The sequence below is a fragment of the Erythrobacter sp. HKB08 genome (assembly GCF_004114695.1).
GTDB lineage: Bacteria > Pseudomonadota > Alphaproteobacteria > Sphingomonadales > Sphingomonadaceae > Parerythrobacter_A.
This window is the reverse complement of record NZ_CP035310.1, coordinates 2080384-2094677: the sequence shown is the minus strand read 5'-3', so window position 1 is coordinate 2094677 and position 14294 is coordinate 2080384. Positions and strand designations below refer to the sequence as shown.

15 protein-coding genes are annotated in these 14294 nt (G+C 66.1%); 8 read left to right on the top strand and 7 right to left on the bottom strand.

Translation table 11 applies throughout. The annotated features are described in order from the left end of the window. The first annotated feature begins 10 nt into the window (after positions 1-10). The 4 genes from EO245_RS10105 to EO245_RS10090 all read left to right on the top strand — a co-directional run bounded on the left by EO245_RS10105 (position 11) and on the right by EO245_RS10090 (position 5221). Entirely contained in the window at positions 11-808 is a 798-nt protein-coding gene (locus tag EO245_RS10105) for an outer membrane protein assembly factor BamD (RefSeq protein ID WP_128893534.1), read from the top strand. A 70-nt stretch (positions 809-878) separates the two neighbouring features. After that, a complete protein-coding gene (locus EO245_RS10100) occupies positions 879-2933 on the top strand; it encodes a CapA family protein (protein WP_128892811.1) in 2055 nt (684 codons plus the stop codon). A 39-nt stretch (positions 2934-2972) separates the two neighbouring features. Further along, positions 2973-4637: a DNA repair protein RecN gene (gene recN / locus EO245_RS10095; protein WP_128892810.1), complete on the top strand. Its 1665-nt coding sequence runs from the start codon at positions 2973-2975 to the stop codon at positions 4635-4637. A gap of 38 nt (positions 4638-4675) precedes the next feature. Next, positions 4676-5221, top strand: a complete 546-nt coding sequence (locus tag EO245_RS10090) for a hypothetical protein (RefSeq protein ID WP_128892809.1) — start codon at positions 4676-4678, stop codon at positions 5219-5221. Here EO245_RS10090 and EO245_RS10085 read toward each other — a convergent pair. Further along, positions 5218-5715, bottom strand: a complete 498-nt coding sequence (locus EO245_RS10085) for a DUF2165 family protein (RefSeq protein WP_128892808.1) — start codon at positions 5713-5715, stop codon at positions 5218-5220. The genes EO245_RS10090 and EO245_RS10085 overlap by 4 nt on opposite strands. A gap of 77 nt (positions 5716-5792) precedes the next feature. On the opposite strand from EO245_RS10085, the gene ligA reads away from it, so the two are divergent. Genes ligA through EO245_RS10070 form a run of 3 tightly spaced genes read left to right on the top strand, consistent with a single transcriptional unit; the run spans position 5793 to position 9039 of the window. Beyond that, positions 5793-7871 (top strand): NAD-dependent DNA ligase LigA, encoded by a 2079-nt coding sequence (gene ligA / locus EO245_RS10080; RefSeq protein WP_128892807.1) that lies wholly within the window; start codon positions 5793-5795, stop codon positions 7869-7871. A gap of 8 nt (positions 7872-7879) precedes the next feature. After that, entirely contained in the window at positions 7880-8524 is a 645-nt protein-coding gene (locus tag EO245_RS10075) for a hypothetical protein (RefSeq protein ID WP_128892806.1), read from the top strand. After that, positions 8524-9039, top strand: coding sequence for a CinA family protein (locus EO245_RS10070; RefSeq protein ID WP_128892805.1), 516 nt, complete (start codon positions 8524-8526; stop codon positions 9037-9039). Before EO245_RS10075 ends, EO245_RS10070 begins: the two co-directional genes overlap by 1 nt. Here EO245_RS10070 and EO245_RS10065 read toward each other — a convergent pair. The 6 genes from EO245_RS10065 to EO245_RS10040 form a co-directional block, all read right to left on the bottom strand. Beyond that, positions 9024-9827: an enoyl-CoA hydratase/isomerase family protein gene (locus EO245_RS10065; protein WP_128892804.1), complete on the bottom strand. Its 804-nt coding sequence runs from the start codon at positions 9825-9827 to the stop codon at positions 9024-9026. The genes EO245_RS10070 and EO245_RS10065 overlap by 16 nt on opposite strands. Positions 9828-9892: 65 nt before the next feature. Beyond that, positions 9893-10564 carry an SDR family oxidoreductase gene (locus tag EO245_RS10060; RefSeq protein ID WP_128892803.1) on the bottom strand — a complete coding sequence of 224 codons (672 nt, stop codon included), beginning with the start codon at positions 10562-10564 and terminating at the stop codon, positions 9893-9895. A gap of 68 nt (positions 10565-10632) precedes the next feature. Continuing rightward, positions 10633-11304 carry a DUF2459 domain-containing protein gene (locus EO245_RS10055; RefSeq protein ID WP_128892802.1) on the bottom strand — a complete coding sequence of 224 codons (672 nt, stop codon included), beginning with the start codon at positions 11302-11304 and terminating at the stop codon, positions 10633-10635. Continuing rightward, entirely contained in the window at positions 11301-12209 is a 909-nt protein-coding gene (locus EO245_RS10050; protein ID WP_128892801.1) for a 50S ribosomal protein L11 methyltransferase, read from the bottom strand. The genes EO245_RS10055 and EO245_RS10050 overlap by 4 nt, the downstream gene beginning before the upstream one ends. After that, a complete protein-coding gene (gene bla, locus EO245_RS10045; protein WP_199798647.1) occupies positions 12206-13039 on the bottom strand; it encodes a subclass B3 metallo-beta-lactamase in 834 nt (277 codons plus the stop codon). The genes EO245_RS10050 and bla overlap by 4 nt, the downstream gene beginning before the upstream one ends. Before the next feature lie 49 nt (positions 13040-13088). Beyond that, the gene (locus EO245_RS10040; RefSeq protein ID WP_128892799.1) at positions 13089-13799 is read right to left on the bottom strand and encodes an SDR family NAD(P)-dependent oxidoreductase; all 711 of its coding nucleotides are present in this window, start codon (positions 13797-13799) and stop codon (positions 13089-13091) included. Between the two features lie 110 nt (positions 13800-13909). Between EO245_RS10040 and sdhC the strand changes: the two genes are divergently transcribed. After that, positions 13910-14290, top strand: a complete 381-nt coding sequence (gene sdhC / locus EO245_RS10035; RefSeq protein ID WP_128892798.1) for a succinate dehydrogenase, cytochrome b556 subunit — start codon at positions 13910-13912, stop codon at positions 14288-14290. Positions 14291-14294 lie beyond the last annotated feature (4 nt).

Below are 14294 nucleotides of genomic sequence, written 5' to 3'. Positions count from 1 at the left end.
GCCCATGACCATGTTCTCGCGCGTTTCGCCCAAGTCCGTGCTGCTCGCAGCCGGTTGCGCCTCGACCCTCCTGCTGACCGCCTGTGCCGGCAGCGGCGGTGGCCCTCGTGACACCGCCTACGTCGCCCGCGACGTGGAGACGCTCTACGCTTCGGCCAAGGACCGGCTCGATCGCGGCAACGCGCCGCTCGCCGCCGCGCTGTTCGACGAGGTCGAGCGCCAGCACCCCTATTCGCCCTGGGCCCGCCGCGCACAGCTGATGAGCGCATTCAGCTATTACGTCGCACGCGACTACAACAAGACGATCCAGAGCGCGCAGCGCTTCCTGTCGATCCACCCGGGCAACAAGGACGCGCCTTACGCCTATTACCTGATCGCGCTCAGCTACTACGAGCAGATCAGCGACGTGACGCGCGACCAGAAGATCACCGAACAGGCGCTCGCTTCGCTGCAGGAAGTGAACCGTCGCTTCCCGAACAGCGAATATGCCGCCGATGCGCGTCTCAAGCTCGACCTGGTGAACGACCACCTTGCAGGCAAGGAGATGGAGATCGGGCGTTTCTACCAGCGTTCGGGCCGCTGGCTCGCCGCGCAGATCCGTTTCCAGAACGTGATCGACGAATACCAGACCACCAGCCACGCGCCCGAAGCGCTCTATCGCCTGACCGAATCGAGCCTCGCGCTCGGCGTGCCGGAAGAAGCGAAGAAATATGCGGCCGTCCTCGGCGCGAACTACCCGGGCAGCGAGTGGTACGAGAAGGCATACGAGCTGGTGCAGGACCACGCGGCAGGCGTTACCGTCAGCTGATTGCGCAGCGCTCGCGCCAATGCGGGCGTAGTTAACGCGATATTGTGATTGATTTGGCAGGGCCTCCGGAATGTTCCGGGGGCCTTTCCGTATCCGTCTCTTCGCATCCCTTGCAGCCGCGCTGGCGCTGCCGGGGGCCGCAAGCGCGCATCCGGCGCATGAGCTGGTCGGCGGCGAGGTGGCGGGCGAAGGCGAGCTCCTCGTCAGCGGTGTGCTCGACGGCAGGCGCGACCGGGTCGATTTTTCGCAGGTCTCGGTCGCGATCAACGGCGTAGCGGCCGAGCTGTCCGAAGACGGACATTTCGTCGCGCACATCCCCGAAGACGCGCTGGTCCGGCTTAGGGTCGACGGGGGCGATATCTTCCGCGCGGTCCAGACCTTCGCGCGGCCCGAGATCGAGCATGACGACTGCGCCTGCCTGCAAATCCCGGCGATCGAACTGGTCGGCCGCAAGAAGGGACGGGTCGAGCTGTTCTTCGGCGGCGATACCATGGCCGGACGCCGCTATTTCGCGCCCAAGCGCGACGAGCGTGTGCTGATCAGGCCGGAGAGCGCGGCGAGCGATCTCGACCGGCTGCTCGCCCCGATGCGGCCCTATATCGAGGGCGCCGATGTCGCTTCAGTCAATCTCGAGACGGTCTTGGCCGATAATGCGCCGGGCGCGCCGGCGCCGAAGCGGATCGTGTTTCATTCGACGCCCGAACTCGCGCCGGCCCTGAAGCGCGCAGGGGTCGATTTCGTCGCGCTCGGCAACAACCACATCAACGACTATTCCGACGCCGGCGTCCTCGCGACGCGGCAGGCGGTCGAGGCGGGCGGGCTGCTCCATGCAGGCGCCGGGCTCGAGGAGGAGGAAGCCGAAGTGGCCGCGCAGATCGACTTGCCGCGCAACAGGCTCTCCATGCTGTCCTTCGTCGGATGGGAGGGGAGCTGGACCCCGAACCAGGTCGCGACCGAGGCGAAGGGCGGGGCGGCATTCGGCACCAAGGGCCAGATCCGCCGCAGCGTCAGCGCGGAGCGCGGCGATGGTCGCGTGCCGATCGTCCAGTATCACGGCGGCGGCGAGTACTGGGACCGCCCCGGCACGACCACCACCGGCCGCCTGCGCGCCGCCATCGAACATGGCGCGCCGGTTGCCGTCGGTCACCACCCGCATGTCGCACAAGGCCTCGAAGTCTATCGCGGCGGGCTGATCGCATGGTCGATCGGCAATTTCATGTTCGACCAGGACTTTCACGAGACCCAGTCGGGCTTCGCGCTCAAGGTCTGGCTCGACAAGGGGAAGTTCCACCGGGCCGAAGTCGTGCCGCTTGCCGTGGTCGACTACCGACCGGTCCCGGCCGTCGGGCGCGCCCGCGAAACGGCGCTGCGACGCATCCTCTCGCTTTCGGCAGAACGCGGCACGCGCTTCGACATGAGCGGCGGCCACGCCGTGATCCGCGCGAAGCAGGAGGACCGCGACGACCTGTGCGTCCGCAATACCTCGACACTGCTGCGCGATCTCGCGCCGCTTTGTGCTGGCATGGCGAGTGCGCGCTTCGGCGTCGAACACCTCTCGCGCGGCGATTTCGAGAGCGCGGTCATGGGCGAGGCGCGCGACCGGTTCTGGGGTGCGAGCGGCGCGGGTCTCGAATTCGCGGACGAGCAAGGCAATCGCCGGATGGTCCTGCGTCCGGAAGTCGCCGGGAAGCCGTTTGCGACATATCCGATGCCTTATCTGCGGAGCGGCGAGGGCGGCAGCTTCACCGCGCGCCTTTTGGTCCGCATCCCGCAGGATGCGCGCATCGAACTGCTCGTGAAACCGCGCCCGGAGAAGGGCGATGCACCCAGCGCTCGTTGGCGAGGGCAGAGCGTCGGCTCGATCGAACTAACAGGCGGCGCAGATTGGCAGCAGGTCGAGTTCCACTTCGACCAGCCACGCAGCGCCTCGGGTGACCCGCGCGAATTCCGTCCAGCCTTGCGCATCCATCCCGCAGCGGGCGCAGGGATAGAACCTGTCGCGATCGACGACTTCTCCCTCGTCGAATGGCACGACGGTGTAGAACCCGGATCGAAGGCCGACTGGCGCTTCTCCGCCATCCGCCGCAATTCCTCTCTTGCGGAAAGCTCATACGGGGAACGGTGACGCGCCTCGCGGCTTGGGCTAGGGAATCGACCAACGCTCATGCTGACCCATCTCGCCATCCGCAACATCGTATTGATCGAGGCGCTCGACCTGGATTTCGGGCGCGGTCTCGGCGTGCTGACGGGCGAGACCGGTGCGGGCAAGTCGATCCTGCTCGACGCTTTGGGCCTCGTCCTCGGCAACCGCGCCGATAGCGGGCTTGTCCGCGCGGGCGAGGAGAAGGCGAGCGTCACCGCGACTTTCGAATTCGCCACGCTGCCCGAGGCGATCCGCGAAGCGCTCGACGATGCGGAGCTGGAGCGCGAGCCGGGCGAACCTCTCATCATCCGCCGGCAGTTGAAGGCCGACGGCGGCTCGAAGGCGTGGATAAACGACCAGCCCGTCGGCGTCGCCATGCTGCGCGAGATTTCCGGCGCGCTGGTCGAACTGCACGGTCAGCATGACGATCGCGGCCTGGTGAACCCGCGCGGACACCGCGCGCTGCTCGATCGCTATGCGGGCGCGGATGTCGATGCGGTTGCGACTGCCTGGCGCGGCTGGTCCGAAGCGCGCGAGCGGCTCGATGCGGCGAAGGCCTCGATCGAGCAGGCGAAGGCCGACCAGGACCTGCTGCTCGCGCATCTTGCCGAACTCACCAATCTCGAGCCGCAGGCGGGCGAGGAAGAGCGGCTCGCCGGTGCCCGTGCCGACATGCAGAAGGGCGAGAAGCTGGCCGGCGATCTCGAGGAACTGCGGCAGGTGTGGGAAGGCTCCGACAGCCCGCTCGCCGCGCTGCGTGTCGCGGCGCGCAAGCTTGACCGGATCGGCGGCGAACACCCGCTGCTGGCCGAAGCGCTCGAGGCGCTCGACCGCGCGGTGATCGAAGCGGGCGAGGCGGAGGAAAAGCTCGAAGCGGCGGCAGAGGCGCTGGTCCACGACCCGGCGGCGCTCGATGCGGCGGAAACGCGCCTGTTCGAATTGCGTGCGCTGGCCCGCAAGCACAATTGCCAGGTCGACGAACTGCCGGAGAAGATGCGCGAAATGCGCGCAGCGCTCGATGCCATCGAAGGCGGCGAAGCTGAAATCGACGCGCTCGAAATCGCCGCGAAGGAAGCGGCGGTCACTTATCGCAATGCGGCCGAGAAGCTCCATGCCGACCGGGTGACGGCAGCGAAGAAGCTGGACGAGGCGGTTGCCGCCGAACTCGCGCCGCTCAAGCTCGATGCCGCGCGCTTCCAGACCGCGATTGCCGAACTGCCGGAAGAGAAATGGGGCGCAGGCGGGATGGACGCGGTCGAATTCCTCATCGCGACCAACCCGGGTGCCGACTTCGCGCCGCTCAACAAGATTGCGAGCGGCGGCGAGCTGTCGCGCTTCATCCTCGCGCTGAAGGTCGCGCTGGCCGAACAGGGCGGGGCGGCGACGGTGATCTTCGACGAGATCGACCGCGGTGTCGGCGGCGCAGTCGCCAGCGCGATCGGCGAGCGGCTCGCAAGGCTCGCAGCCGATGGCCAGCTTCTCGCCGTCACACACAGCCCGCAGGTCGCGGCGCGCGGCGCCACGCATTACATGATCGCCAAGTCCTCCGAAGGCACGGTCACGAAGACGAGCGTCGTCCTGCTCGACGAGAGCGGGCGGCAGGAAGAAATCGCCCGCATGCTGTCGGGCGCGGAAGTCACGCCGGAAGCGCGTGCGCAGGCCGACCGGCTGCTCGAAAAGGCGTAAGCTCAGGCACTTATTGCAATTCCGGGCGTTCGACCGGGATGACGAAGCGTTCGCTCACATTCGGTTTGTTGGGGACGGCGACATTGCTGTCGGCCTGTTCCCCGTATCTCGAACGCTATGCGACGGTCCTTCCCGAGGTGGAGACCGGCTTCTACTCCGATATCGATACACCGCGCCTCGCGCTGCTCGAATACCGGCTGGCGGAGTATTTTGCGCGGGACGAGCGCCCCTATGAGGTCGTGTGTGCCGCTTCCACGAGACTGACGGTTCACGAACCGTGGTCACGCTCCGAAGCCCTCGACCCGGAAATCGAACGGACCCTTATCGCGCGCTTTCCCGCGCTATCGCCGATCTCGCGATGCGAGCGAGAGGGCCCGCGCGATGTCGTCGCCTCGGATACGGGCCAGCCCGCGGCGATCTTCGACGTGCACGACTTCTCCTGCGAGACGCCCGACAACTGCCTCGGCTGGGCGGGCTATTACGCGAACGGCCAGCACGGCTGGAGCTACTACCGCGTGCGTTTCCAGCGCGGCGAATGGCGCATCCGGCGCGAGGAGCTCGATATCCAGGTTACGGGCAGCTAGCTCGCAAGTTCGCTTTCGCGCTGGCCGAGGTAGATCAGCGTCATCATCGCCATCCCGCCATAGACCCACGATCCGTCGAACGGACCTTGCCCGAGCGGCATCTGCCATAGCTGGTATCCTGCGATCGCGACGCCCTGGAACAGGCCCCACCAGTTGAGCACTGCCGCGCCCATGGCGATCTTGGCCCATTTCTTGGCCGCTTCGAACTCCGCGGCGCTCGCATTGCGCATGCCCCACAATTTCCACGCACCGAACAATCCGCCGAGGCCGGCAAGGAATTCGAGGCCGAAGACTACGATCATCCCGGCGACGATCAGGAACTTCGGCGGCACCGGCAGGATGGTGACCGGATAGGCCTCCTGGTCGGTATGGCTGGTCGTGTAGACGAAGAAGTCGAACGCCTGTGGCAGGTTGGCGATATTATGCGCGACGTAGAGCAGCGCCATGAGGCCTACGCTCGCGGTGATGATGGCTTTGAGAACGCGGTCGATCATCGGTTTCCCCCTTCCGATTGAGCGACCCACGCTGGCGGCACTTTTCCCCGTGCCCTGGCTCATGCATAGCGTGGGCCATGGGAATCAAGCAATCCGCCCCTGTGGACATGACCGACGCCGATGCCGCCAACGAATTGATGCGGCTCGCGAAACAGATCGCGCATCACAACCGGCTCTACCACGCCGACGATGCGCCGGAGATCTCCGACCCGGAATTCGACGCGCTGGTCCGCCGCAATGCGGAACTGGAAGCGGCATTCCCGCACCTCGTCCGCGACGATTCCCCGTCGCGGCAGGTCGGGCACGAAATCGCCGCCTCGCCGCTCAGCAAGGTGACGCACGAGGTTCGCATGATGAGCCTCGACAACGCCTTCAACGACGAGGAGGTCGCAGACTTCGTCGGGCGGGTGCGGCGCTTCCTGAACCTGGCGCAAGACGAGCCGGTCGCCTTCACCGCGGAGGACAAGATCGACGGCCTGTCCTGCTCGCTGCGCTACGAGCAGGGCAGACTGGTGCGCGCGGCAACGCGCGGCGACGGGCAGGTGGGCGAGGATGTGACGGCGAATGTCGCGCATATCGCCGACATCCCGCAGGCGCTGCCCGATGGCGCGCCCGACATCTTCGAGGTGCGCGGCGAGGTCTATATGGAGCGCAGCGCCTTTGCCGAGCTCAATGCCCGGCAGGAGGAAGCAGGCGGCAAACTCTTCGCAAATCCGCGCAATGCCGCCGCCGGATCGCTGCGCCAGAAGGACGCCAACGTCACTGCCGAGCGCAAGCTCAGGTTCTGGGCACATGGCTGGGGCGCCGCGTCGGACATTCCGGGAGAGACGCAGGCCGATGTGGTCGCGTGTATCGAGGAGTGGGGTTTTCCCATCTCGCCGCTCTTCACCCGGGTCGAGGACCTCGACGAGATGCTCGCGCATTATGCGAAGATTCTCGAGCAACGCGATGATCTTGCCTATGAAATCGATGGCGTCGTCTACAAGGTCGACCGGCTCGACTGGCAGCAGCGCCTCGGTTTCGTCGCCAAGGCACCGCGCTGGGCCATCGCGCGCAAGTTCCCTGCCGAGCAGGCGGAAACCACGCTGGAAAGCATCGATATCCAGGTCGGCCGCACCGGCAAGCTGACCCCGGTCGGGCGGCTCGCGCCCGTGCTCGTCGGCGGGGTGACGGTGACCAATGTCACGCTCCACAATCGCGATGAAATCCAGCGGCTTGGCGTGCGTCCCGGAGACAGGGTCGTCGTCCAGCGTGCAGGCGACGTGATCCCGCAGGTGGTGCGCAATGTGACGCCCGACGAGGACCGCGAACCCTTCGTCTTTCCCGACCACTGCCCGGAATGCGGCAGCGAGGCGGTGAGCGAGGAGGGCGAGGTCGATGTGCGCTGCACGGGCGGTCTCATCTGTCCGGCACAACGCACTGAAAGGCTGAAGCATTTCGTCAGCCGCGCCGCGCTCGATATCGAGGGGCTGGGCGAGAAGACGATCGACCAGTTCTTCGCGCTCGGCTGGCTCGAAAGCCCGGCCGATATCTTCCGCCTGCGCCAGCGCCGCGAGGAGATCCTTGCGCTCGAGGGGTGGAAGGACAAGTCTGTGGATAACCTGTTGGCCTCCGTGGAAAGCAAGCGCGAGCCCGATGCCGCGCGGCTACTCTTCGGGCTGGGCATCAGGCATGTCGGCGCGGTTACCGCGCGCGACCTGATGAAGAACTTCCACGAGCTTCCCGCCCTGCGCGAAGCGGCCGAGAAAGCGCACGCAGGCGACGAGGATGCGGCGGCCATGCTTACCAGTATCGATGGCATCGGTTCAGCCGTGGTCGAGGCGCTGGGCGACTTCTTCCACGAGGATCACAACAAGCAGGTGTGGGACGACCTGCTCTCCGAAGTCTCGCCGCCGCGCTACGAGGTCGAAACGCTCGACAGCCCGGTGGCGGGCAAGACCGTGGTCTTCACCGGCAAGCTCGAAACCATGAGCCGCGACGAGGCGAAGGCCCAGGCCGAACGCCTCGGGGCGAAAGCCGCCGGATCGGTCAGCGCCAAGACCGACTTGCTGGTCGCCGGACCCGGCGCGGGCAGCAAGCTCAAGAAAGCGCAGGAATTGGGTATAGAGGTAGTAGACGAGGCAGGCTGGGCAGAGATCGTCGCAGCCGCCGGTTAGGAGGACGAATGATCGCAGACGGAAGATCGGAGCGCATAGGCGGCCTTTTCCTGTTGCTCGGCGCGGGCTCCATGCCTTTCATCATCGCCGAGTACCTGATGATCACGAGCGCCGCTCCGACCGACATTGCTGCAAGGCTCGTCTACTACGAGGAGAATTTTGCCGCTCTTTCGAGGGGATGGCATTTCGAGGTTCTCGCAATGGCCCTCATCGGAGCGGGGGCATTGGTGCGGCTGAAAACCACAGGACGAGCCGGTTGGGCGCTTGCAGCGATCGGGGTCGCCGCGGTGCTGCCGATGTATCCGCTCATGATCGGAGGCTATCCTTCGGCCTTTGCAGGCGGCGAAATCGGGGCCAACAGCTTCAACCTAATCAACGGCATCACGACCGAACTGTTCTTCGTCGGCAATTTGTTGACATGCGCCGGACTTGCGATGGCGTTCTGGCTTGAGTGGTCCAGCGAGCCGTCGCCGGTCCCGCGTTGGGTCGTGATCATCGCGGCTGTTTCCAACGGCCTGGCTGCACTGGGGTTTGCCGCGCTGCACGCCGGTCTCGGCATCCCGCTGCCACTCGTCGGTCCCGTGGGGCTGCTGGGTTTCATTTCGGTCGCCGTGTTCGGAGCCTTCGTCGCGTTTCGAAAGCGGGCCGCTTGATGGCCGCACAGCTCGACCTCCAGGCGCTCAACCACCGGGCTCTCCGCATTGCGGCCCTGTTGCGCGAACGCGGCGAGAAGATCGCGGTGGCCGATGGCGCGACAGGCGGGATGATGGCGGCCGCCTTGCTCACCGTGCCGGGAGCGCTCGATTTCTTCGTCGGGGGCGGGGTGGTCTATTCGCTGCGCGCCCGCGACGTGTTGTTCGACCTGCCGCGCGAGGCCTATCGCGGGATGCGCGGGGCGAGCGAGGACTACGCTCTGCTGCAGGCGCGCGCGATCCGCGACAATTTCGGCGCCGAATGGGGCATTGCCGAGAGCGGATCGGTCGGCGGGTCGAGTCATCCGACCGGCGCTCCTGCCGGGCGCAGCGTCGCCGCCGTCGTCGGGCCGCACGGCGAATGGACGCAAGTGACCGAGACCGGCAGCGACGACCGGATCGCGAACATGGAAGCTTTCACCCGCGCCGCGCTCGACCATCTCGAGGCGGTGCTGGAAGCTCAGTCGGGCGTGTAGTCGGGACGCCGCTTTTCGAGGAAGGCGGTCATTCCCTCGTGGAAATTCGGGCTCGCGCTGGTCATGATCTGGTTGCGGTTCTCGATCGCCATGGCGGCTTCGAGGCTGCCCGCATCGGTCGCCATCTGCAGCCCTTCCTTGGTCATGCGCAGGCCCATCGGCGATGCGGCCAGCAGGTCGTCGATCCAGCCCTGCGCGGCGCTTTCCAGCTGATCGTCGGGCACGACTTCGCTCACGAGATTGGCGGCCAGCGCGCGCTGGGCCGTGATGAAGCGACCCGTCAGCATGAGTTCGGAGGCGAGCGACTGGCCGACGAGGCGCGGCAGGAAATAGCTCACCCCCATGTCGCAGGACGACAGGCCGAGCTTGATGAAAGCGCTGTTCATCCGCGCGCTCTCGCCTGCGATGCGAATGTCGGACGCGAGTGCGAAAGCGAACCCGCCGCCACATGCCGCGCCGTGCACCAGCGCGAGGATCGGCTGCGGGCAGCGCCGCATCTTCAGATAGACATCGGCGAGGTAGCCCTGGAATCCGAAGCCGCCGCCGAAGGGTATCTCCCCGCGATCCTCGCTGCGTTCCTTGATGTCGAGCCCGGCGCAGAACGCCTTGCCGGCACCGCGCATCACGACGACGCGGACCGAACCGTCGTTGTAGAGGCGGCCGAAATAGTCGTTCAGCTCCTCGACCATGCGCAGCGAAATCGCGTTGAGCGAATCGGGCCGGTCGAGCGTCAGCCAGTCGACCTCGCCGCGCTTTTCGACCGTGATCGTGCTGTAGTCCTGCCCCATTCCATGCTCCTCTCGCCGCCATGCTTGTCGGCATGTCGGGGCAAGCGCAAGGGGTGGGGGCGAGCCTAGTCGTTGGGCATTAGGTGGATTTCACGGATGCAGGAGGTATCGCGCTGCTCGAGCGCGAATACGACCGCGTCGGCAACGTCCTGCGGTTGCAGCTTGGTCGGCTTGGCTTCGTCGAAAAAGGGCGTGTCGACCATGCCGGGCGAAATTACCGTGCAGCGGCCCTGCCATTCGCGCATTTCCTCGGCGAGATTGCCCGCAAAGCCATGCACGAACCACTTGGTCGCGCTGTAGATCGACCCCTTGAAGTGTTCGCGCCCGGCCTTCGATCCGGTGACGATGAAGTGGCCCTTGGTCTTCTTCAGTTCGGGCAGGGTCGCATGCGCGGTATAGAGCACGGCGAGGATGTTGAGGTGGATCATGTCGTGCCACTCGTCCGGGTCGCCGTCTTCCACGCCGGGATTGCTCACGCCCTTGCCGGCGTTTGCGAACACGCCGTCGAGGCCGCCGAACTTCTCGACCGTCTGCGAGACTGCGGAGGCGACCTGCTCCCGGTCGGTCACGTCGCATTCGATCGCGAGCGCGCCGTCGCCGATCTCGTCGGCCAGCTTGTCGAGCTTGTCCTTCGATCGGGCGAGCAGGGCGACGTTCCACCCCGCTTTCGCTGCCGCGCGGGCGGTCGCTTCGCCGATGCCGGTCGATGCGCCGGTGATGAGGAGGGTCTGGGCCATGGGATGTCTCGCCTTGTCGTTGGGGGTTTCCCAACCAAAGCGCCGCGCTGGCGTGGGTTCCGCGCGGATTATTCAGGCGGCAGCGGGACCCACTTCATCACGCCGCCCGCCATCGGCGTCCACCAGCCGGTGCGGATGCCTGCCTCCGCCAGCGCGTCGCTGACGAACTGGTTGCAGGTATTGCCGAGGTGATAGGTGCCGGGGGCGGGGTAGAACGCGTCGTAGGCGGCATAGCCCGGGAGGGCGCGTTTCTCACCTCCGGTCTGCGAGCGTTTCAGCACGGCTTCGACCAGCCGCGCATAGGTTTCCTCGCTGATCGTCAGCCTGCGATGGGATGGCGAGGCCGCGGGGCGCACATAGAACGCCGCATGGGTCAGCACGTCGCCTCCCGTAGCTGCACCCAGCGCTGTCGACAGCGACAGGTCGGCCCAGGTCGGCGTGTTGAGGAAGACATTGTGCTCGCCCCAGCTGACCGAGACATGCGTGTAGCCTGCGTCGGGACGGGCGAGGTCGGTGAGCGGGAAATGCGCGCGCCAGTCCACCTGCTCGCTCACCAAGGGCATGATGATGGCGGTGTGGACGCCATTGTCCTCGACCATGATCTCGACACCGGTGGACGGCTCGGTCCAGCCCGAATTGCGCGGGATCGAACTGCCGACCCATGCAGCGAGGAAATAGAGCAGCGTCGCAGCAAGCAGCGCCGCGATGGGCCACAGGACGACCCGCTTGGCGGTTCTCATCTGGTATTCCGCTTGCGCAGCCAGAGGATCGACCAGTCGCCATTCACGATCTTCGCGGCAAGGCGGAAGCCCTCGCGGCGATAGGCCCGGCGCACGCTGGCCTCCTGCGTTTCGAGCAATCCGGCAAGCAGCAGGCTGCCTCCGGCAACCGTGCTCCTGGCAAAGGAGGGCGCGAGCTCGACCAGCGGACCGGCGAGGATGTTGGCGATCAGCAAATCGTAGGGCCCGCGCGCCTGCAGCAGCGGGTGGTCCATCCCGTCGGCAACGACCATCGTCAATTCGCCCGCGCCTGCACCCATGGGGAAGCCGTTCTGCGCGGCATTGTATTCGACCACCTCGACGCAGACGTCGTCGATATCGCTCGCGGTGGCGAGCGCGCGCGGCCACAGGTCGAGCGCGGCGAAGGCGAGCAGGCCCGTCCCGGTCCCGATATCCGCGAGATTGCGCGCGGTGACGCCGCGGCGCTTCATCGTCGTCAGCATTTCGAGGCAACCGGCGGTCGTTTCGTGCTGGCCGGTCCCGAAAGCCTGGCTCGCGGGAATGGCAAAGGATCGCACACCGGGAGTGTCGAGCGGCGGATAATCGGGCGTGTGGACGTGGAACTTGCCCGCGTCGATCGGCTCGACACCCTGCTGGCTGAGCGTCAGCCAGTCCTCGTCCGGCAGCTTCTCGATGACGAGGTTGGGCGCCCGTCCTGAAAAGAGCTGCTGCACGGCCTGCGTGTCGCTCTTGCCCGGCTTGCGCGAGAGCCATGCTTCGAGCACCCAGTCCTGCGGCCGCTCCTCGGCCACCTCGCGGCCCGACAGCACGACTTCCGGATCCCAGTCCCACGCCTCCTCATGCGCGAGCAATGCGTCCTGCACGACAGGCTTGGGCGCAAAGGCGGAGATTTTCCAGGCGCTCACTCGCCGCGCTCCCTTGCCAGCCGTTCATCGAGGCGCTTGCCGACGGCTTCGGCATAATTCGCGCAACCTTTTGGATCGAGCCACGGCTCGTCGCCGCGCATACGGTGAAGCATGCGGCTGGCGGAGGGGTGGGGGGTTACGAGAATGCTGCATTCTGTTTCTGCAAGGCGTGCGAGCCCGGCGCGGTATTCTTCGACATATTCTGGATGGTCGGAGAAGCGGTACTCGTCTGCGCTGACGGGCGAGAGGCTGTCGGCATAGACGATCCACGCGCAGACAATTCCCTCGCAATCGAGCCAGCGCCAGCTCAGCGCGCCCGGCGTGTGGCCCGGTGTTTCGATCGCGTTGAACTGCTTGCCGGCGCCAAGGACGGTATCGCCATCGGTCAGGCCGCGCAGCGCAGGGACCGGCGTCATGGGAGCATGCATGCCGTGCTGCGGATCGGCGGGATCGCTCATGCCGGTTTCCAGTACGAGCAGCGCCCTTTTCGAAGCGACGACCGCGCCGCCGGTCCATTCTTTCATTTTCGCAAGGCCGCCGACGTGGTCGAAATGCTCGTGGCTCTGGAGGAGGACGGTGACATCCTTCATGTCGTAACCGAGCTGTTCGATATTGGCGCGCACGACCTCGGCGCCTTCTTCGGTCCCGGTGTCGATCAGTACATGGGTCGTCGGGCCGACGATAAGGATCGCAGCGATGCCGCAGGTCCCGACATACCAGCTGTTGCCGTAGATCCTGAAGGGCGGGGCGGGCTTGTTCCAGTCGTCCCAGTCTTCGCACGCCGCGAGCCATGCTTCACGAGCCTCGTCGACCGGCTGCGCACTCGCCATGGGCGAAAAGGACAAGCTCAGGAATGCCGCCAGCGACGCGGCAATCGCCCTAGCGAACATAGCTCGCGCCATTCGCGTCGATCGTCGCGCCGGTCATGGAGGCGGGCGCATCGAGCGCGCAGAATACGGCGATGGTCGCGATCTCTTCCGGCTCCGCCACCCGGCCGAGCGGGATGTCGGCGAGCAGCCCCGGCCCGCCGCGGCTGGCGAGATAGTCGCCGGCCATCGCGGTATCGGTGAAGCCCGGCGTGATCGCAAAGCTGACGATGCCGTCCTTCGCATATTGCCGCGCGATGGTCTTGTGCATGGCGAGCATCCCGCCCTTCGCCGCGGCGTAGTGCCAGTGCGCGGGCGAATCCCCGCGATGCCCTGCGCGGCTTGCGACATGGACGATACGCCCTTCCACCCCGCGTTCCTGCCAGTGCCTCACCGCGAAACGGCTGAGCTGCGCGGCGGAGGTGAGGTTGATGCGCATGGTGTCTTCCCACGCGTCGAGCCACTCGATGTCGGATCGGTCGATAGGATTGGGATCGAACAGGCCGGCGTTGTTCACCAGCACGTCGATCTCGCCGGCCGAGCGCTTGAGCGCTTCCTGCCACAGCATCGCCGGTGCCTGCGGTTCGGTGAAGTCCGCGCCGATGGTCTGTGCGTCGTGATCGGCAGAGCCGTGGCCGATGACCAGCTGTCCGCGTGATTCGAGCTGTTTACGGATTGCGGCGCCTATGCCGCGGCTCGACCCGGTAACCAGAATGCTTCCCATGCAAACCCTATCCGAAAATTTGCACCCTATGTCGAGCGTCCACGCCTTGTCTCGCCTCGCCATTGCGCTAAGAGGGCGGCTTCACAGGGGACACCACCGGACACAAGCTTATGAGCAACCGACCGCTATCGCCGCACCTTCAGATCTGGAAATGGGGACCGCACATGCTGGTCTCGATCCTGCACCGGGTTACCGGGGACGGGATGGCGCTGGTCGGTCTTGCCGTCCTGCTCTGGTGGCTCGGCGCGCTCGCGTCCGGTCCCGCAGCCTATGAAGACTTCGTGACGCTCGCGACTTCGCCGGTCGGCTATGTCGTGCTGGTCGGCCTGTCCTGGGCTTTCTTCACCCACATGATGAGCGGGCTGCGCCACTTCGTGCTCGACATCGGTGCGGGCTACGAACTCGATACCAACCGCATGTGGTCGATCGCCTCGCCGATCATCGCCATCCTGCTGACCGCCGGCTTCTGGGCCGCGGTGCTCTATCTCTGAGGAT